Annotated in this window: 17 protein-coding genes and 1 pseudogene; 6 read left to right on the top strand and 12 right to left on the bottom strand. The window is 70.4% G+C overall.

Going from position 1 to position 18222, the window contains the following annotated elements; translation table 11 throughout:
* Positions 1-21 precede the first annotated feature (21 nt).
* A pseudogene (locus ACLEQD_RS03830) lies at positions 22-1370 on the bottom strand (sigma-54-dependent transcriptional regulator).
* Between the two features lie 228 nt (positions 1371-1598).
* Between ACLEQD_RS03830 and ACLEQD_RS03835 the strand changes: the two are divergent.
* Both ACLEQD_RS03835 and ACLEQD_RS03840 read left to right on the top strand, forming a co-directional pair.
* Positions 1599-1973, top strand: a complete 375-nt coding sequence (locus tag ACLEQD_RS03835; RefSeq protein WP_410381918.1) for a hypothetical protein — start codon at positions 1599-1601, stop codon at positions 1971-1973.
* Between the two features lie 336 nt (positions 1974-2309).
* Positions 2310-3902, top strand: coding sequence for a methyl-accepting chemotaxis protein (locus ACLEQD_RS03840; protein WP_410381920.1), 1593 nt, complete (start codon positions 2310-2312; stop codon positions 3900-3902).
* Positions 3903-3969: 67 nt separating this feature from the next.
* Here ACLEQD_RS03840 and ACLEQD_RS03845 read toward each other — a convergent pair whose 3' ends face one another.
* Complete coding sequence (locus ACLEQD_RS03845) at positions 3970-4275, bottom strand: helix-turn-helix domain-containing protein (protein WP_253894914.1); 306 nt, start codon at positions 4273-4275, stop codon at positions 3970-3972.
* A complete protein-coding gene (locus ACLEQD_RS03850; protein WP_410381937.1) occupies positions 4272-4733 on the bottom strand; it encodes a type II toxin-antitoxin system RelE/ParE family toxin in 462 nt (153 codons plus the stop codon). Before ACLEQD_RS03850 ends, ACLEQD_RS03845 begins: the two co-directional genes overlap by 4 nt.
* A 110-nt stretch (positions 4734-4843) precedes the next feature.
* Here ACLEQD_RS03850 and ACLEQD_RS03855 point away from each other — a divergent pair, with 110 nt between their 5' ends.
* A complete protein-coding gene (locus ACLEQD_RS03855) occupies positions 4844-5194 on the top strand; it encodes a DNA-binding protein (protein WP_410381922.1) in 351 nt (116 codons plus the stop codon).
* An 8-nt stretch (positions 5195-5202) separates the two neighbouring features.
* Here ACLEQD_RS03855 and ACLEQD_RS03860 read toward each other — a convergent pair whose 3' ends face one another.
* Positions 5203-5571 carry a hypothetical protein gene (locus ACLEQD_RS03860; RefSeq protein WP_410381924.1) on the bottom strand — a complete coding sequence of 123 codons (369 nt, stop codon included), beginning with the start codon at positions 5569-5571 and terminating at the stop codon, positions 5203-5205.
* 133 nt (positions 5572-5704) lie between these two features.
* Positions 5705-7357, bottom strand: coding sequence for a formate--tetrahydrofolate ligase (locus tag ACLEQD_RS03865; RefSeq protein WP_410381926.1), 1653 nt, complete (start codon positions 7355-7357; stop codon positions 5705-5707).
* A gap of 178 nt (positions 7358-7535) precedes the next feature.
* Between ACLEQD_RS03865 and ACLEQD_RS03870 the strand changes: the two genes are divergently transcribed.
* Positions 7536-8456: a hypothetical protein gene (locus ACLEQD_RS03870; RefSeq protein WP_410381928.1), complete on the top strand. Its 921-nt coding sequence runs from the start codon at positions 7536-7538 to the stop codon at positions 8454-8456.
* Between the two features lie 15 nt (positions 8457-8471).
* Here ACLEQD_RS03870 and ACLEQD_RS03875 read toward each other — a convergent pair whose 3' ends face one another.
* The 5 genes from ACLEQD_RS03875 to ACLEQD_RS03895 all read right to left on the bottom strand — a co-directional run bounded on the left by ACLEQD_RS03875 (position 8472) and on the right by ACLEQD_RS03895 (position 14724).
* Entirely contained in the window at positions 8472-9134 is a 663-nt protein-coding gene (locus ACLEQD_RS03875; RefSeq protein WP_410381929.1) for a DUF4276 family protein, read from the bottom strand.
* 3 nt (positions 9135-9137) lie between these two features.
* On the bottom strand, positions 9138-10304 hold the full coding sequence (locus tag ACLEQD_RS03880) for an AAA family ATPase (protein ID WP_410381930.1): 1167 nt from the start codon (positions 10302-10304) through the stop codon (positions 9138-9140).
* A gap of 98 nt (positions 10305-10402) precedes the next feature.
* Entirely contained in the window at positions 10403-13090 is a 2688-nt protein-coding gene (locus tag ACLEQD_RS03885; protein ID WP_410381931.1) for an AsmA family protein, read from the bottom strand.
* 233 nt (positions 13091-13323) lie between these two features.
* On the bottom strand, positions 13324-13785 hold the full coding sequence (locus tag ACLEQD_RS03890; protein WP_410381932.1) for a fibril protein: 462 nt from the start codon (positions 13783-13785) through the stop codon (positions 13324-13326).
* A 159-nt stretch (positions 13786-13944) separates the two neighbouring features.
* Positions 13945-14724 carry an iron-containing redox enzyme family protein gene (locus ACLEQD_RS03895; RefSeq protein ID WP_410381933.1) on the bottom strand — a complete coding sequence of 260 codons (780 nt, stop codon included), beginning with the start codon at positions 14722-14724 and terminating at the stop codon, positions 13945-13947.
* Between the two features lie 199 nt (positions 14725-14923).
* Between ACLEQD_RS03895 and ACLEQD_RS03900 the strand changes: the two genes are divergently transcribed.
* The gene (locus ACLEQD_RS03900; RefSeq protein WP_410381934.1) at positions 14924-15862 is read left to right on the top strand and encodes a dimethylarginine dimethylaminohydrolase family protein; all 939 of its coding nucleotides are present in this window, start codon (positions 14924-14926) and stop codon (positions 15860-15862) included.
* Between the two features lie 76 nt (positions 15863-15938).
* Here the strand turns inward: ACLEQD_RS03900 and ACLEQD_RS03905 are convergent, their stop codons facing one another.
* Positions 15939-16691, bottom strand: coding sequence for a sterol desaturase family protein (locus ACLEQD_RS03905; protein ID WP_171412617.1), 753 nt, complete (start codon positions 16689-16691; stop codon positions 15939-15941).
* A gap of 355 nt (positions 16692-17046) precedes the next feature.
* Between ACLEQD_RS03905 and ACLEQD_RS03910 the strand changes: the two genes are divergently transcribed.
* Positions 17047-17388, top strand: a complete 342-nt coding sequence (locus tag ACLEQD_RS03910; protein ID WP_410381935.1) for a hypothetical protein — start codon at positions 17047-17049, stop codon at positions 17386-17388.
* A 34-nt stretch (positions 17389-17422) separates the two neighbouring features.
* On the opposite strand, the gene ACLEQD_RS03915 is transcribed toward ACLEQD_RS03910, so the two are convergent.
* The coding region (locus ACLEQD_RS03915; RefSeq protein WP_410381936.1) for a hypothetical protein at positions 17423-18222 on the bottom strand (800 nt) is incomplete at its 5' end.

The raw sequence follows: 18222 nt of genomic DNA on the forward strand, positions 1-18222 counted from the left end.
CTGGTGCACAGGCCGCGGGCGTCACGTCTCCGGCTTCGCGTCCGCTTCGTACTTCTTGCGCTTGCGCCACAGCGTCGACGCGTCGATGCCGAGCAGCCGGGCCGCCTCGTCCAGCGTCGGCGCGGAGGCCATCACCCGCAGGATGTGTTCGCGCTCCACCTCTTCCAGCGTGTGCGGCCCGCCCAGGCTCACGCCCGGCCCCACCGCGGACGCGATGCGCTCCGGGAACGCCTGCGGCTCCACCACGCCGGACGCCCCCACGATGAGCGCGCGCTCCAGCGCGTTGCGCAGCTCCCGCACGTTGCCCGGCCACGCATAGGCCCGCAGCATCGCCTCCGTGGCGGGCGACAGCTCCGGGGCCGGACGTCGCGCGGCCTTCGCGAAGAAGGCGACGAAGCGGCGTGCCAGGGGGATGAGGTCCTCCGGCCGCTCGCGCAGGGCGGGGAGCTTCACCTCCAGGACGTTCAACCGGTACATCAGGTCCTCGCGGAAGCGTCCCTCCGCCACGTCCCTCTCCAGGTCGCGGTGCGTGGCCGCCACCACGCGCACGTCCGCCTTGCGCGTGCGCGCCTCGCCCAGCCGTTCGAACTGCTTCTCCTGCAGGAAGCGCAAGAGCTGCGCCTGGAGCGACGGGCTCATCTCCGCCACTTCATCCAGGAAGAGCGTGCCCCCTTCCGCCTGCTCCACGCGCCCCGGCTGGTCCTTCACCGCGCCCGTGAAGGCGCCGCGCGCGTGGCCGAACAGCTCGCTCGCCAGCAGCTGCTCGGACAGGGTGGGGCAGTTGATGGTGACGAAGGGCCGCTTGCGCCGCGCGCTCATGGAGTGCAGCGCCCGCGCGAGCACGCCCTTCCCCGTGCCGCTCTCCCCGCGCAGCAGCACCGCCGCGTCGGACGTGGCCGCGCGCGCGATGAAGCCGAGGGCCGCGTGCATGGCCGGTGACGCCGTCTCCAGCGTGGCCTCCGGCACCGCCTGCGCCAGCTGCCCTCCAGGTCCCCCAGCTGCGAGGCCAGCTCCCGCTGCGCCCTCGCGCGCTCCAGCACGTGGCGGATCTGCGCGGGGGTGAACGGCTTGGGCAGGTAGTCGCGCGCGCCCCGCTTCACCGCCTCCACGGCCGTGTCGAACGTCGCGTAGGCGGTGATGAGGATGACGTCCAGGGCCGGTGACTCGGCGAGCAGGCGGGGCAGCAGCTCCAGGCCTGACGCGTTGCCCAGCCGCAGGTCGACGAACGCCAGGTCCGCCGGCCCCTGGGCGAGCGCGGCGAGCGCGGCCTCCGGCGTGGCGGCCTCGCGCACCTCGCAGCCCAGGCCCTCCAGACACACGCGCAGGGTGTGGCGGATGTTTCGCTCGTCGTCCACCACGAGCACCCGCATGGGGCGCTCCACCGCCTCGGCACTGGCACGCACTTCCATGGCCCCAGTCCAAGAGCACGCCCCGTGCCGGGCCCGTCTGTCGGATGCCGGGCGGCGCAAGGCACGGTGGGCGCATCGCATCCGGCACGGTTCGCCCGGAAGGCGGTTGCAAGGTGCAACGCGGGGCGGGCTGGTGTCTGCTGCGGCGCGGCCGTGCGGCTGGCACGCGCCATGGATGGAAGGGAGCCCATGCGCAACGAAGGGACGCCTCCGGATGAAGGGGGCGACGACAAGAACATCTTCGCGAAGGAGCTGGCCCCGCCCCCCAGCATCTGGCTGCGCAAGGGCACCTGGCTGGGCCTCGTCTTCGTGGGGATGGTGGGCGTCTTCATCTGGCTCCAGGCGGGGGACAACCGCGCGCTGGACGCCCTGTCCCCCTCGCAGCGGGAGGCCCTCTTCACGGAGACCCGCGACGAGTTCCGCCAGCTGTGCCTGCCTGACGGCGGCGCCTCGCGCTGGCCCAAGAAGTGCGCCCGGCACGCGGCGTTCCTCGTCCGCTTCTCCGAGTGCGACGACGCCTGCCGCCGCGAGGTGGAGCCCTTCCTCCCCCAGCCCCCGCGCTGAAAAACCGGCCCGGCGGTGATCGCCTGCCCGTGTGCTGAGCCGTCCCACATCTGACGTGGGGCATCCTCCGCCACGGGTCCCACCTGTCAGGATGAAGTGTCCCGCATGACCTGCGGGGCAATGCCGACTCGTTTGAAGGATATTTCAAGGGACGCGGGCTTGAGTCGGGGGGAGAGGTGTTGTCTATCCTACGTGCCCTGACGAGGCCTTGGCTGTCGGGGGCCCCGTTGGGGCCGCGGAAGGATGAGCGACAATGAGCTGGCGCAGCAGGCCCGGCGCGGGTGCACGACCGCGCTTCATCGGGATGGGTGACGTGGGCCCGCGAGGGGGTGTGTGATGGCGTTGAGGCTCAAGCAGAAGATGATGGTGCTGCCGGTGGTCGCGGCGGCGTTCCTGGTGGCCATCGTGGCGGTGACGGTGGTGTTGGGCTCGCGCACGCGGGCGGCCTCGGAGCGCATCGGCTCCAGTCTGGCGCCGTCGGTGAGTCAGGCGCAGACGTCGCGCGCGGGCTTCGCCGCGTTGCACCAGGACGTGAGCGACGCGGTGTCGCTGCACGCGGTGAAGCAGCAGTCGCTGGACGCGGAGGTGGTGGAGCTCAACAAGGGGCTCGCGGCGCTGCGCGCGCTGCCGGACGTGGACGGTCCGAAGCTGGAGGCGCTGCAGGGCGCCTTCGCGCGCTACTGGCAGGAGGCGTCGCAGGTGGTGGAGCTGGCGGCCCGGAGCGACGCGGCCGCGGAGGCCGCGCTCGTGAAGCTGGAGCCCGCGTACCGCGCGGTGCATGACGGCCTGGAGTCCGTGACGGCGCAGCAGGAGGCGTCGCAGCGCGAGGCCTTCATGGAGGTGTCGTCGCTGCACGGCACGACGCTGACGTGGGTGCTGGTGCTGTCGCTGTCGTGCATCCTGGCGCTCGCGGTGGCCACGGTGTGGCTGCTGCGCGAGGTGACGGCGCCCCTGGCGCGGCTGACGGCGACGGCGACGCGCATCGTGCGGGAGGGCGACCTGTCGCTGGCCATCGACACCAGCTCGCAGGACGAGGTGGGGGAGCTGGCGCGCAGCATCCAGACGCTGATGACGCGGCTGGGCTCGGTGCCGAACACGCTGCACGCGGTGGTGACGGAGCTGACGGCGGCGGCGGCGCGGCTGAACGTGGCGAGCCACGAGCAGCTCAACTTCCTGACCAGCCAGTCGCGCAGCCTCACGGAGGCCAGCTCCACCATCGCGGAGATCGCCCAGACGTCCGGCATGGCGGCCAGCCGCGCGGAGATGGTGCTGAAGGTGGCGGCGCAGGCGGACGCGTACAGCGCCTCCGGGCAGGTGTCCATCGAGCGGAGCGCGGAGGGGTTGCAGCAGATCCGCGCGCGGGTGGGCGCGCTGGTGGGGAGCATCGGCGTGCTGTCGGAGCAGGCGGTGCACGCGGGTGAGATCATCGGCAGCGTGAAGGACCTGGCGGACCAGTCCAACGTGCTCGCGCTGAACGCGGCCATCGAGGCGGCGCGGGCGGGCGAGGAGGGCCGGGGCTTCGCGGTGGTGGCCAAGGAGATGCGGGCGCTCAGCAGCCAGTCGCTGCAGAGCACGCAGCGCATCGGGAAGATCCTCCTGGAGATCAACCAGGCCATCCGCGAGACGGTGGGCATCGCGGAAGGGGACAGCCAGAAGATGGAGGAGGGCATCGAGCAGGTGCTCGCCTCCGCGACGACGCTGAAGGACATCACCCAGGTGGTGCAGGAGAGCAGCCAGGCGGCGCGGCAGATCGTCGCCTCGGTGACGCAGCAGAACGCGGGCATCACGCAGATGACGGAGGTGGTGACGCAGCTGTCGGAGATGATGAGCGACGTGGTGATGGCCACCAGCAACGCCGAGCAGGCGGTGGGGCAGATCAACACGTCCCTGGGCAAGCTCCAGGAGCTGTCCACCGCCTTCCGCGTCTAGCCGTCCGCACGCGAAGCCAGCAGGGCCCAAGGGCCGCTCCGGACGCACCGGGGCGGCCCTTCGTGCGTCAGACGCCCTTGAGGATGATCCGCTTGTTGCCGAAGACGGCGGAGATTTCGATCTCTCCCCCCATGGCCTCCACCGCGCGCCGGAGCGTGGAGAGCCGGTGGTCCTCCCGGGCTTCGGTCTGGGAGAGCTGACCCTGGGAGATGCCCATCCGTTCGGCGAGCTGCGTCTGCGTGAGTCCCGCGAACTCGCGCACCTCCCGCAGGCTCATCTCCAGGAGCTCCTGCTCGACGCGCGCGTCCTGCGCCTTGAGTTGCCGCGGTGTGAACTTCTCCTGGCGCATCCTCTTCCAGCTGTGGAGCTTCATGAGTCCGTCTCCTCGCGCTTCTTCGACTCTTCATGAAGACCCGCGGCGCTCTCCCACAGGTAGCGCAGCCAGATCTTCTCCGCCTGGGGAATCATCCGTTCGTAGAAGCGCTTGTCTCCGGTCTTGTCGCCGCCAAGGAGCAGGACCGCGTCACGGGTGGGGTCGAACGCGTAGAAGACCCGGATGGGACGTCCCCCTGATTGAATGCGGAGCTCCCGGAGCGGCTGGGCCGTGCCCTTGAGCTGGCTGGAGTATGGGTGTCCAAGCGAGACCCCTTTCGCGGCCAGAAGCTCCACGCAATGGTCCACGGACCGTGCGGTGTCCTCGTCGAGCGCAAGGAACCAGTCCCTGAACTCGTCAGTGCCAACGACTTCAACCAGGCCAGAAGGAATATCATTCCTGGATGATATTCCGTCAAGATGATGGGGGGACGTCTTGGTGCGCTTGGGATGGGGCAGGGTGGCGTGCTCCCGTCGAGTGAACGGTGGGACACCCTAGGCCCTACCCCTGACGTCACTGTCAGGCGTAACTTGTATGCTACGCCCGGATTGGAGCCTGGAGCCCTGTCATGACCCCCACGGGATTCGACCGTTACTTCGAGAAGAAGCTCAAGCGCCCGGCCTTCGCGGAGGCATACGCGAAGGCGCGCGCGGAGGTGGACGCGGCGGACCGGCTGATCCGCGCCCTGGACGCGCGGCGCGAGGAGGCGGGACTGAGCAAGGCGGACCTGGCCCGCAGGGCGGAGACCCCGCCGGAGGTCGTGCGCCGCCTGTTCACGGCGCCCTCCGCGAACCCCACGCTGTCCACGGTCACGAAGCTGGCCGCCGCGCTGGGCTGCCGCCTGCAACTGGTGCCAGCACCCCAGCGCCGCAAGGCGGTGCGGCCACGGGCCCCCGCCCCCCGCGTGCGCCGCAAGTAGTCCGCGCCTCAGCCGGCCCACACGCTCCGGGGACGGCGGCGCTGGTACTCGTCCCGGAGGGCGCGGACCTTCGCGTAGTCGGACTCCGAAATCACGGTGCGGAACGCCTTCGTCTTCCCGGTCAGGAGGACGAGGCTCGGGCCGCCCAGGCCCAGCGCTTCACCCTCCCGCTCCAGGAGGCAGAAGAGGCGGTAGTGACGCCGGCCCCTGCCATCCGCGCGGACTTCATGGATCCCCGACATGGCGCCGTGCATGGCTTCCCACTTGCCCCCGCCACTGAAGGCGGGCGGCGGCGCGTCCGCCACGGCCTTCACGACGGCGAGCAGCTTCGCGCTGACCGCGTCCGGACAGGCGTCCAGGAAGTCGCGGGCAGGCACGGCGCGCGCCGGGTCGTCCTCCGGATGTCGCTGGAAGAAGTGGATGCGCCAGGGCTGGGCGTGCTTCGGGTGGGGCAGGGCGGCGTGCTCCCGTCGAGTGAACGGCGGGACACCCTAGGCCCTACCCCTGACGTCACTCGCCCTGCATCAGGCCCGTGATGCGGCCATCGGGGTGGACGGTGACGCGGCGGGCGGCGGGCTCTCGTGGCAGGCCCGGCATGGTGAGCAGCTCTCCAGTGAGCGCCACCAGGAAGCCCGCTCCCGCGGACAGGCGCACCTCTCGCACCGTCAGCGTGAAGCCCCGGGGCCGGCCCGTCTTCGTCGGGTCGTCCGACAAGGACAGGTGCGTCTTCGCCATGCACACCGGCAGCCCCGCGCCTCCCAGCGCCCGCGCCGTCTCCAGGTCCTTGCGGGCCCCCGGCGTGAAGGCCACGTCGTCCGCGCCGTACACCGTGCGCGCGATGGCGCGGATCTTCTCCTCCGGCGTCTGCTCCAGCTCGTAGAGGAAGCGCGGCTTCGGCGGCGCCGCGTCCGTCGCGTCCAGCATCGCCAGCACCGTGTCCGCCAGCTCCAGCGAACCCTCGCCGCCCTTGCCGAAGCCCTCGCACACCGCGATGCCCACGTTCCGCGCCTTCGCGAACGCGCGCAGTTCGTCCAGCTCGCTCTCCGTGTCCTGCGGGAAGCGGTTCACGCACAGCACCGCCGGCAGGCCGAACGCCGCCACCGACTCCAGGTGCTTCTCCAGGTGGCCGAAGCCCTTGAGCAGCGCCTCGCGGTCCGGCTCCGCCACCTTGTCCGCCGCCGCGCCGCCGTGGTGCTTGAGCGCCCGCAGCGTCACCACCAGCATCACGCCCCGGGGCCACACGCCCGCGCTCCGGCACTTGATGTCCAGGAACTTCTCCGCGCCCAGGTCGAAGCCGAAGCCGGCCTCCGTCACCACCTCGTCCGCGTACGCGAGCGCCAGCCGCGTGCCCACCACCGACGAGCACCCGTGCGCGATGTTGCCGAACGGTCCCGCGTGCACGATGGCCGGCCCGCCCTCGCGCGTCTGGGCCAGGTTCGGCATCAGCGCGTCCTTGAGCAGCGCCACCATGGACGCCGCCGCGTTCACGTCGTTCGCGCGCACCGGCGAGCCGTCCGGCGCCTGCCCCACCACGATGCGCCCCAGCCGCGCCTCCAGGTCCTTCAGGTTCTCCGCCAGCGCGAGGATGGCCATGACCTCGCTGGCGGCGGTGATGTCGAAGGACGTCTCGCGCGGCACGCCGTGCGCCTTGCCGCCCAGCCCCACGATGACGTTGCGCAGGAACCGGTCGTTCATGTCCATCGCGCGGCGCCAGCGCACCCGCGTGCCCTCCAGCGCCACCGGGTGGCCGTAGTACACGGCGTTGTCCACCAGCGCGGACAGCAGGTTGTGCGCGCTGGTGATGGCGTGCAGGTCGCCGGTGAAGTGCAGGTTGATGTCCGCCGCCGGCTCCAGGCTCGCCTGCCCGCCGCCGGTGCCGCCGCCCTTCACGCCGAAGACGGGCCCCAGGGACGGCTCGCGCAGCGCCGCCACCGCCTTGCGGCCCCGCTTGCGCAGGCCCATGGCCAGCGCCACGGACATGGTCGTCTTGCCCTCGCCCGGGGGCGTGGGGTTGATGGCCGACACCAGGACCATGCGGCCCTGATGCGTCCGGCGGCCCAGGGCGTCCAGGGACACCTTGGCGCGGTCGCGGCCCCAGGGGAGGACGTCTTCCGGCGCGAGACCCAGCTCGGCGCCGACTTCAGCGATGGGACGGAGCGTCATGGCGGGGGACTCTCCGCGCCCGGCTGGACGAGGTCAACGCTCGCGACACGGGGGGCAGGCAGGCGCGCGTCGAGGGTTGGTTCCCTGGGAGGGGGGCGGGTGGGAGGATGCAGGCGCGAGGCGGAGCTCCGGGCGCGCGATGGAATAGGCGGCCGGGAGCTCCGTCAGGGAGAGCATCATGAACCGCATTCTCGGCATCGCATCGGTGGGGTTGGCTTCGCTGGCGCTCGGGGTGGCCCTGTGGGGGCCTGGGAAGTCGGAGGCCCCTGTCACCCAGGAGGCGCCCCGCGTGCAGGACTCGACGGCGGACGTCCGGGCGCTCCAGATGCGCGTGAAGGCGCTGGAGGAGACGGTGCAGCTGCTGTCCCGGCGGATGATGGCCTTCGAGCAGGGCGGCGGCACGGCCTCCGCGGGCACGGGCGGTCCTCCGCCCGCGGGCCTGGAGGCGGAGGTCGCGAAGCTGCGCGAGGAGCTGCGCGGTGTGATGGTGGGCGAGGCGATGACCACCGACAGCGGGCGCCAGACGCTGAAGGAGCTGATGCGCACGGTGCAGGAAGAGCAGCGCACCGAGCAGCGCCAGCAGTGGCAGCAGCAGGTGGACCAGATGCGGACCCAGGCGGAGGCCGCGCGCTCCGAGCGTCTCAAGGCCTTCGTCACCAACGCGCGGCTCAACTACAGCCAGGAGCAGGCGCTGACGAAGGCGATCCAGGCCGAGGACGCGAAGCGCCAGGAGCTGACGGCGTCGATGGCGGGGGGCCGGCCGGGGCGTGACATGCGCCAGCAGATGCGCGACCTGCGCACGCAGACGGACACGGAGATGCAGAAGGTGCTCAGCGCGGAGCAGCTGACGCAGTACCAGCAGATGCGCCGCGAGGACATGGGCGGGCGCGGGGGTGGTCCCCGCGGCGGCCCGATGGCACCGGGGCCGGCTGGGAAGCGCGCGGCACCCCCGGGCAGTAGCGGCTCAGCCGCCGGTGGTGCCTGCGCGCAGGACGTCTTCGACACCGAAGGCGTCCGCCAGCGCCACCGACGGGGTGCACAGCAGCACGGGGACCCGAGAGGACGCCGCGCGAGCGGATTGGACCGGGTCCCAGACTGACATGGACAGGTGGGCCTATCCCTCCGCGAGGGCTTCAAGCTTCGAGAGCCACTGGGCGAAGTGGGGGCACGCGGCGCGAATGATGGAGAGCCCGATGCTCATCACCGCCAGGGGCCCGTGCAGGGTCTTCTGGTAGCCGGGAGAAATCGCCAGGACGCGCTTGGAGGGAGCCGTGTCCGGATGCTCGTTGATCTCCTCGGGGGATCGCACTCCTGCGCGGATGGCCTTGAGCTTCGTGATCTCCTCGGTGGAAAAGGAGATGGAGCACTGACCTGGCTCGGCGAACACCATCGCTTCGAACTCGTGCAGCGCCAGGTAGGGCAGGAACCGGGGATGGGTGATGTCTTCAGCGAAGGCACGCTCCACGTGCTCGACGCGCGTGTAGCAGTTGCCCTGGGGACGGGTCGCGAGTCCTGGGAAGTCCCTGGGCAGACCGTAGTAGTCGAGCATCGTCGTCACGCACGTTGCGCCTGTATCGCCAAGCAGGCGTCGCAGGTCTCCCTGCACGAGCGCGTACTGGGGAACGCCGCCTTTGAAGCTGCCGCCTTCTTTGACGTACTTGGTGACCACCAGACGGGGAATGAGCGCCAGCCCCAGGCGAAGCAGGTGGGGCGCGAGCACTTCGCGGACGAAGGTCTCTTCGGTCTGCCCTTCAACGAGGATGAGGACGCGCTTCATGGCTCAGCCCGGACGACCGCCCAGGACGTTCTTCTCCCAGAGCTCTCCCAGGCTGTAGCTCTCCAGCCAGGACGCCGTTTCCTCCGCGGTGGGCCGGTGGAAAGTCGAAGCACGGTCCTGGCGGTCCACGATGACGAGGTCTTCCGGGGTGAACTGATTCACCAGCGTCACGGACTGGGTGGAGAGGATGATCTGCGACTTCTGTGATGCGCTGCGCACCATGCCCGCGAGGAGCTGGATGGCGTAGGGGTGCAAACCCAGTTCCGGCTCGTCGATGATGATCATCGGAGGCAATTCAGGCTGGAGCAGGAGCGTCGCGAGGCAGATGAAGCGAAGCGTCCCGTCCGACAGCGCATGCGCGTTGAAGTAGTCGTCGGAGTCGCGCTCGGACCACTCCAGCAGGATCTTCTGTTCGTTCAAAGGGTTGGGGCGCAGGCGGAAGTCGTCAAAATAGGGCGCCGCGAGCCGGACAGTCGCCACGATGCGGCGGTAGCTGTCGGGGTGCTTCTCTCGAAGGAGATAGAGGAAAGCGGCGAGGTTCGAAGCATCCGCGCGGAGCGCTTCGTTGTCGTTGATGTCCTGGGTCTGCTTCAGGCGTGCGCCCGAACTTGTGTCCTGAAAGTGGTAGACCTTGAGGCCGTTGAAGAGAGTGCCAAGATGGATGAGGAGCCGTCTGGCTTTAGCTAGATTGTGTTTGTTCGAGGCGGGGGCATTCGCTTCTATCGCGGCAATGACTTCTTGCAGACGTGACTCGTACTTGAGCGACCATACGGCCTCTTTGAGAGTGTTTTGACTTATTGAAAGCGGTAGGGCAGAGGTCTCAATGCTTGAGGGAGGCGTGACAGAGTCGTTCGTGACGATGAAAGAGTCTTCATCTGAAGGTGTCAGCACGAACTGGTGCGCGATCTGTTGCGCGGAAAATGCGAGCTTGAGGCGAAGCTGCGAAGTCCGCTTACGCCCGTAGTGCAGCATGCTGTCCGCGCCGCCTGCCTGCGCGACGTGCTGCTGGAGCCGTCCCTCCCGCATCCGCTGGAGCAGCGTGAACACGGAGATGAAGTTGCTCTTCCCCGCGCCGTTCGCGCCAATCAGGACGTTGATGGGGCGCAGGTCGAGCGCCATCTCGCGGATGGACTTGAACCCCTCGATTTCAATCCGCTCCAGCGTAGGCATCGTCCACCCACCTTACGACGTCAGCCCCTGAAACAGCCACGCCGCGAAGCTCCCTCGAGAGCTCCGCGGCGTGCGCAAGACACAGGTGCTCCCAGCGGCTACTTGCCGAAGATGCCCCGGAGCTTCTTCTTCGCCTCTTCCTCGGCGCGCTTCTTCGCCTTCTCCTGCTCGGCGCGGGCCTGGTCCTCCAGCTTCTTCTTCTCCTCGTTGGCGCGCGCCTCCGCTTCGGCCTTCGCCTTGTCCTGGCCGCCCGTGATGATGTCCTGCACGGCCTTGCCCTTCTCTCCGAGCAGGTTGCCCGCCACGGACGCCCCCGCCAGCTTCAGGATGGTCGTCGCCGCCGGCTTCACGTCCACGCCCGTCACGTCCGGGCTCCAGGCCTTGCCCCCGAGCTTCACCCCCACCGGGATGGCCTCCGTCGGCGTCACCTTGCCCACCGTCAGCGTCTTGATGGTCGCGGGCGTCAGCGACACGCCGCCCGTCAGGTTCAGCGTGCCGTCCAGCCCGATGCCGCCGTCGAAGCTCATCGCCGCCTCCGGCCGCGTCCAGGTGATGGGCTTGCTCAGCTGCGCCACCCCGTTCTTGATGGTCACGCTGAAGGGCAGGTCCCCACCCAGTGACGTCACGTCACCGCTCTTGAGCGCCTTCGCGAAGGGAATCGCCTTGGCCAGCGGCCCCGTCACGGACGACACCAGGTCCTTGCCCAGGAACGTGCCCTCCAGCAGGTTGCCGCTGATGCCGCCCAGCAGCGTCTGCTGCAGCTTCTCCGGCGTGTAGCCCACGCCCTGCACGTCCACGTTGCCGTTGAACGTGCCCGTCAGCACCTGCTTCGGCGTGCGCGCCGCCAGCGCCTGCGCCACCTCCAGGCCCTGCACCTGCACCTTCGCCGTGAAGGGCCGGGCCTCCGGCGCGGGCCCCAGGCGGATGGTCGTCCCATCCGCCACGACCTTGCCGCCGTAGACGCCCGTCGAGAACTTCTCCACCGTGATGAGGTCGTCCACCATCTTCACGACGCCCGTCACGTTGCTCATGTCCATCGCCGCGTAGCGCAGCGACGCGATGGCGAACTGGATGTCACCCCGGTAGCCGTTGAAGCGGTTGGCCTCCACCGGCGGCTCCGGCGGCGGCTTGCCGCCCGTGCGCGCCAGCACCTCCTCCTCGCTCATCAACAACTTCTCCGCATCCAGCCGGGCGGACTTCACGTTCGCCTTGAACGTCGTCGTCGCCTTCTTGCCCGTGCCCGCGAGCGTCACCGTGGCGGTGCCCGTCACCGTGTCCTCCAGCGCGCCCAGGCTCATGCGGGTGACGTTCACCGTCATCCCGCTGCCCGTCTTCGCCGGCGCGTACGTGCCCGTCGCCGCGACCTCCAGCCGCTGCCCCGGCGCCTTGTCCACCATCAGGCCCGGCCGCAGGTCCACGCCGCTCAGGTCCGACTTCGCGTCGAAGTGGAGCGCGCCGCCGCTGGCCGCCGCGCCCGTCACCCTCGCGGTCAGCTTCATCGCGCCGCCGGCGTCCTTCGTCAGCTGATCCGGCACCCGCAGCCGCACCGGCGTCAGGTCCACCGTGATGTCGAGGGCCTGCGCGTCCTGCGTGCCGCTGCCGCGCACGTCCAGGCCAATGGGGCCGGCGATCATCCCGTTGAGCTGCTTGCGCAGGGGCGGGTAGTACTCGGCGAGCACGGCCGGGTCCAGGTTGCGCCCCACCAGCTCGAAGCCCTCCACCACGGGCTTCTCCGTGAGCAGCCCCTTCACCCGGCCCTTGCCCGTGATGGCCGCGGGGCCCAGGTCCAGCTTCAGCTTGTCCAGCGCCAGGTCACCCGTGGACATGTCGCCCGTCACGTCCGTGTCGAGCACCACGTCCAGCGCCTTGCCGCCCTCCGAGCCCGCGAACTTCATCCCCAGCGCCTTGATGACGCCCACGAGCTTCGTGGGGCCCTTGCCGCCGGGCACCGCGCCGCCCAGGTCCGCCTTCCAGTCCGCGTCCAGCGTGCCCGCCTGCAGCCCCACGTCCGGGGGCAGGAACGGCCCCAGCGGCGACAGGTCGATGTGCTCCGCCTTCAGCGTCACCTGCTCCGGCGTGGGGATGAGCGTCGCCGGCAGCGGCGCCGCCGCGAGCGTCATCTGGAGGTTCTGCTTCTCCGCGAGCACCGCGGCCGCCAGGTCCACCTTCAGGGGCTGGCCCACCCGCAGGTCCTTCACCTCGATGTCCAGGTCCTTCACCGCCAGCTCGCGCGCCTGCGCGCCCGCCGCGCGGTCCACGAAGCGGATGGTGCCGTCGGTGAGCGCCGCGCGCTCCACGTGCACGCCCGACAGGTCCGTGGGCTGCGACTGCTCCTCGGGCGGCTGCTCCTTGGGCTGCTGCTGGGCCAGCTTCTCCTGGAGCCGCTGCACGTTGGTGGTGCCGTCGGGCAGGCGGATGACGTTCACGGTGAGCCCGGACACCTCCGCGTCCTGCACGCGGATGTCCTTGCCCTTCGACGTGAGCAGCGGCATCGCCGCCACGCTCACCGTCACGTCCTTCACCTCCGCGAGCGGCAAGTCCTCGCCTTCCGCGGGGCCCACGGTGACGTTCTGGATGCGAGCGCCCACGTAGGGAAAGAGCTTCGTGGAGACGTCGCCAATCTCGATGGGGCGCCCCAGCTTCTGCGAGTACGTCGCCGCCTGGTCGCGCGCCGTCTTCAGCAGGATGGCGTCCAGGCGCCACAGCACCACCGCCACGATGGCGATCAGGAGGACGAGGATGCCTCCCAGCACATACGGCCAACGCTTCTTCTTCACAGCCGCCACGGTTCCTCCTCCGTCGGGAGAGCGGTCGAACGCTTAGCGCAGCGCCAAGGGGGCCGCACCTCCCATGCACACAGGGAGGTTGTAAGCGTGACGGTCAACACTCGGGGGAAAGTCATACTCCCGTCGACCCTTGCATCTAGGCACGAACGACCCACCCAGGAAGGGGGGGCCGCGTGCTTGGGGGACGCAGGAGTCCGGGAGCTTTCAAGGAATCATGGGCTTGAAGCGGTGCCTCAGAGGTCGATGACCTCCGGCTCCGTCCCGGGCACGGGCGGCGCGTCCCCCTGGCCCTCCAGCGAGAAGCCCCAGGGCGCGTACACGTTGCCGCCCGTGAAGGCGTCCACGTAGAGCACCACGGGCGTGTCCAGCCCGTCGTACGTCACCTCGAAGATGGACAGCTTCCCCTGGCCCTGGCCCTGGCCGTCCACCTGGGTGAACTCGCAGCAGTCCCCCATGCGGCGCCACGCCACCGGCTGGCCCTGGGGGCCGCGCAGGAGCTTGAAGTACGCCATCACGCCCTTGTCGCCCCAGCCCACCCGCACCGGGTTCTCCGGCCGGGTGCCGTAGGTGAGCGGATCCGGCCGCTTCGGCATGAGGGGCTCGGTGCGGCGCATCACCTCCTGCATGGACGTGCCCGGGGAAGCGCACGCCGTCAGGAGCAGCACCGCGGCGGGGATGAAACGGAACAGGGACATCGGGACCTCCAGCTCGGCCTTGGGAAACGCCCCAAGCTGGCGTCCGCGCTGGCCGCCGCGCATCCCCTCCCCCCGGACGAACCGTCCTTCGGGAAACGCACCCCCCGGGCCAGCGCACACGCGCAAGGTTCCGGGGGGAAGGACGGCCAGGCTCCGCTTTCAGCTGAGCGACTTCAGGTCCAGGCCCAGCTCGTGGCGGTAGCGCTCGAAGCACCGCGTGCCCGCGGTCAGCCGCAGCAGCGCCCCTTCCGCCAGGGGCCGCGCGCACGCGGGGTTCGCCGCCACCAAGGGCCGCAGCACTTCCTTGTTCCACGTCTCCGAGTGCTTCACGTCCAGCGTGGAGTGCAGCGCGTAATAGCGCCGCACGCGCATGTCGAAGCCCAGACGCTTCAGGCCCTCGTTGACGCACGCGGTGCGGCCCGGCGCCGTCTCCTCCACGATGCCCAGCGCGCCCACCGCGTGGAACGTGTAGCGGCGGTTGAACGCGAACGCGCAGAGCAGGTTCGCCAGCGCGTGCGCTTCCCACACGGTGTCATCGTCCGTGGGCTGCAACCCCAGCTTCGCCGCCATCTCCGCGAGCATCGGCCCGTGCATCGCGTCCTCGCGCCCGCGGCCCATCTCGTCCCAGTAGTTGCGCGCCAGCTCCAGCTTCGCCTGCGTGGGCAGCTGCAGCTGCGTCAGCGCCACCAGGTCGTCGAAGCCCGCTTCGCCCGCGACCTCCTGCGTGAGGAACCAGTTCATCTGCTCACGCGTGGCCTGCGTGGCAAGCCATGGGAACAGCGGATCATGCTGTCCGGGACCGGACTCCTTCAGGTCCTCGAACCACGCGATGAACCCGTCCGCGTCCTCCGGGGCCTCGGCGGCCCAGGCCGCCACGCGCTGTCGCTCGGCTTCCACGTACTCGCCCTCGAGCAACCGCAACTGCGTCTCCTGCTGCACGGCTGCTCGCCAGCCCTCGGTGGGAAACCCCGGGGCCAGTCGTGCGCGGTTGAAACGCAAGAGGGTCCGGTGAAGCCGTTCAGACAGGCGTGCGTCCTCCGTCCCCGCTTCCCCAGCCACCTCGCCAAGCCCGCTCATGGTGCGCACCCTCTCTACACATCCCGGAAGGCGGGAGTGCCTTCCGGCCACATGTATGGGGATGACCTTGAACACCGGCCACATCGCTCCCGCCACCTTCGCTGTCAGTCAGGTGCGCTGTGAGAAGGACCACGTCCGCTCCCGCGACTGCGCGTATCAGGTCGCCTGGAACATCAACCCGCATATGAAGCCCGGCGCCGTCGCGTGGCGCCGCGCCTGCACCCAGCACCGCGCGTTCCTGCGCGCCCTGCGCAAGGAGGGCGGGACCTTCTTCGAGCTGCCCTTCGTCCACGGCGCGTTCGACTCCGTGTTCGCCAAGGACAACGCGGTGCTCGTCTCGCAGGAAGGAGAGCTGCGCGCGCTGCTGGCCACCATGCGCCATGGCCAGCGCCGCAACGAGCAGCTCGCGAGGGCCCGGTGGCTGGCCGCGCGCGGCTTCGACGTCATCGAGCCGCCGCGCGTGCACATCGAAGGGGGCGACGTGGCCATGCTGCCCGCGGGCCGGGGCGCCCTGCTGGGCTGGGGCATGCGGTCCACGCAGCGCGCCGCGGGCGTGCTGGAGGCCTTCCTCTCCGCGCCCGTGACGCCGCTGGAGCTGTGCGACCCGTACCTCTACCACCTGGACACCGCGCTCACCGTGCTGTCCGACGGCACCGCGCTGGTGTGTCCGGAGGCCTTCACGCCGGAGTCGCTGCGGATGCTGGCGCGCACGGAGGGCATCCAGCAGGTGGTTCCCATCGCGCGCGAGGACGCGCTCGCGTTCGGGCTCAACCTGGTGGAGGTGGGCAACACCGTCATCATCGGCGCGCGCGTGCCCCGCGTGGAGGCGGTGCTGCGCGGCCTGGGGCGCCGGCCCGTCAGCGTGCGGTTGGATCAATTCCACCTGGCCGGGGGCAGCGCGGCGTGCTTGGTGGCGCGCGTGCACACCCTGCCGCCCCTGAATGCCCAGCGCTTTCGCGAGGAGCAGCAGCAGGACGAGGCCCAGCAGCTCTCCGCGTGACGCGCGTTGAAAAACGAAGACCTCCCCGGGCGACTGGAGCGCGCGGGGAGGTCCGGGGTGAAGCGGGGAAGGGGGGTCAGGACTGCTGTTCGCTGGAGGCTTCCGGCGCGCTCAGCCCTTCGGCGCTCCAGAAGCGGCGCGGGTGGCCGTCGCCACGGGTGCCGCCGGAGAGCTTGTCCACCCAGGGGTACTTCACCGCCTCTTCCGCCGTGTAGCCCAGGTTGAAGACGGTGGGGCTCTTGGGCTTGTCGGACGCCTTCTCATACAGCGTGCCGAACAGGCGGTCCCAGAAGTAGTTCGTGATGCCGTAGTTGCCCTGCTCGTTGTGGAAGTGGTGGGACATGTGCAGCCGCTTGATGTCCTTCAGCCACTTCTGCTGCGGGGCGTAGTTGAGGTGCTGGATGCAGTGGCAGAACTCGTAGAAGCACGTGGTCACCATGCCCCAGCCCAGCGCCGCCGCCGCGCCGGACCGGCCGCCGATGAGGTAGCCGATGGGCGTGAGCACCAGCGCGATGGTGGGCAGCGTGGTGTGCAGCGCGCCGAAGAGCACGCGCAGGTCGTGCGGGTCCTGGTGGTGGTCGAAGTGGATGCGCTTCCACGTCACCGCCGTCGCCGCGGACTTGTAGAGGAAGCGGCCGTGCAGGATGTACCGGTGGATGAGGTACCAGCCGAACGGGTACGCCACCGTGGCCACCAGCACCGCCGCGGCCATGCGCGCCGGGGCCTCGAACCACTTCACCGACAGCACGATGCAGGTGATGCCGATGAGGATGTAGGCGACGACGGCGTAGTAGGTGAAGAACGAATAGACCAGGTCGCGCAGCGACATCCGGTCCAGGTTGTGTTTCCGGTTCAGGAAAGAGACCGCCACGGGGATTCCCTCACTGTTCGCTCCAGCGCGGGTCCCGGCCAGCCGGGGTGCGCGGGGCTCGAAGGCTTGCTCGCATCCCGGCCCTGGGGGTGATGCGGGAGTTCCTGAGCTATCAGTCCAACTGCCCCTTGGCCCAGGAACGGTGCGGCCCTCTTAGCGCCTTCCTGGAGGCCTTGAGAAGCACCACTGTTGCCGCGCACCTACATTGTCCGGCTGCCTGGCCTCCATCCGACCCGGGGCCAGACTTCCGTGCCGGGCGCACAAACCCCACCTTTCCGCCCACACGCGAGCGATCGCACGAGGGGGCAGACAGATGGCGCGCAAGGCACAGGGACCACAGGACACCGGGAATCCGGCGGGCGGGCGGCCCGCGCGGCGCAAGACGGCGCCCCGGAAGAAGGCGGGCACGGCGAACGCCAGCGAGGGGCGCCTGGAGCTGCGCCGGGACATCGCGGAGTACCGCGCGGCCGCGGAGGCCCAGGCGGACGTCGTGCGCGAGCGCATCAACGCCGCGCTGGAGGTCAGCCGCCGCACCCGCGAGGAGATTGAGCAGCGCATCGCCAGCGAGCTGCACACCCCGCGCGTCACCGCCGCGAAGAAGGGCCGCCCCCGGCGCGCAAACGCACCCGCGCCTCCCCGCGCCTCGGCGAAGTAGGGAGCCGCGGGCCCTGGAGCCTCCCTGGAGCCTCCTACGAGCGGAGCGCCGGGACGCGCGCGGCCTGCGCCGCCCCCTCCGCGCCGGAGGACTCCAGGTCCAGGGCGGAGAGCTTGTCCGCGAGGGCCTGGACCCGGTCGCCGCCGCCTCCAGCGAGGGGGGACGTGGCCCGGGCCCCGATGAAGCACACGCGGGCCCGCTCCAGCAGGGCCACCTGGGCGTGCAGCTGCGCGAGGAGGCGCTCCTGGCGGCGTGACAGCGCGTCCAGGTGGTTGAGCTCCTCCCCCAGCGACGCGGCGGCGCGCTCCAGCTGGCGCCGGGCCACGCCGTCCTGCGCGTCCTGGGCGCGCTTCTTCAATTCCTGCACCTGCGAGTCCACGCTCCCCTGGGACGCGGCGGCGAGCTGGGCCTCCAGCTCCGTGTGGGACTCCGCCAGCGTGAAGGCGTCCCGGGCCAGCTTGCCGAGCACGGCCTGGAGCTTCTCGCGGCCCGGGCCCGTGGCCAGCTTGCGCGCCTCGTCCTGGCTCTGGCGGTAGAGCGTGAGCGCCCGGGCCACCAGCCCGCGCACCTCGCCGGTGAGGGTGGCCTCCAGGCGCATGCCCCGGGTGGCCACCGCGTCCAGGTCCATGGCCAGGTTCGCCGGCAGCGTGCCGATGCTCCAGAACAGCGCCACCACCGCGTAGTCCACCAGCAGCGGGAAGTAGCCCCGGGCCGGCAGGAAGCGCGCGTTGAGCACGTCCTGCACGTACAGCCCCAGCGCCGTGGTGACGGCGGCGGCCCCGGCGCACAGCGCGAGCTGCGCGGGGGTGCCCACGCTGTCGCGCCCGTGTCCGC

It is taken from the genome of Corallococcus sp. 4LFB (genome assembly GCF_046520365.1).
GTDB classification, from domain to species: domain Bacteria; phylum Myxococcota; class Myxococcia; order Myxococcales; family Myxococcaceae; genus Corallococcus; species Corallococcus caeni.

Coding starts and splice junctions, on each gene's coding strand:
- ACLEQD_RS03900 (WP_410381934.1), top strand. CDS start 14,924: ATGACCTTGAACACCGGCCACATCGCTCCCGCCACCTTCGCTGTCAGT.
- ACLEQD_RS03835 (WP_410381918.1), top strand. CDS start 1,599: ATGCGCAACGAAGGGACGCCTCCGGATGAAGGGGGCGACGACAAGAAC.
- ACLEQD_RS03875 (WP_410381929.1), bottom strand. CDS start 9,134: ATGAAGCGCGTCCTCATCCTCGTTGAAGGGCAGACCGAAGAGACCTTC.
- ACLEQD_RS03890 (WP_410381932.1), bottom strand. CDS start 13,785: ATGTCCCTGTTCCGTTTCATCCCCGCCGCGGTGCTGCTCCTGACGGCG.
- ACLEQD_RS03910 (WP_410381935.1), top strand. CDS start 17,047: ATGGCGCGCAAGGCACAGGGACCACAGGACACCGGGAATCCGGCGGGC.
- ACLEQD_RS03865 (WP_410381926.1), bottom strand. CDS start 7,357: ATGACGCTCCGTCCCATCGCTGAAGTCGGCGCCGAGCTGGGTCTCGCG.
- ACLEQD_RS03840 (WP_410381920.1), top strand. CDS start 2,310: ATGGCGTTGAGGCTCAAGCAGAAGATGATGGTGCTGCCGGTGGTCGCG.
- ACLEQD_RS03880 (WP_410381930.1), bottom strand. CDS start 10,304: ATGCCTACGCTGGAGCGGATTGAAATCGAGGGGTTCAAGTCCATCCGC.
- ACLEQD_RS03845 (WP_253894914.1), bottom strand. CDS start 4,275: ATGAAGCTCCACAGCTGGAAGAGGATGCGCCAGGAGAAGTTCACACCG.
- ACLEQD_RS03855 (WP_410381922.1), top strand. CDS start 4,844: ATGACCCCCACGGGATTCGACCGTTACTTCGAGAAGAAGCTCAAGCGC.
- ACLEQD_RS03870 (WP_410381928.1), top strand. CDS start 7,536: ATGAACCGCATTCTCGGCATCGCATCGGTGGGGTTGGCTTCGCTGGCG.
- ACLEQD_RS03905 (WP_171412617.1), bottom strand. CDS start 16,691: ATGTCGCTGCGCGACCTGGTCTATTCGTTCTTCACCTACTACGCCGTC.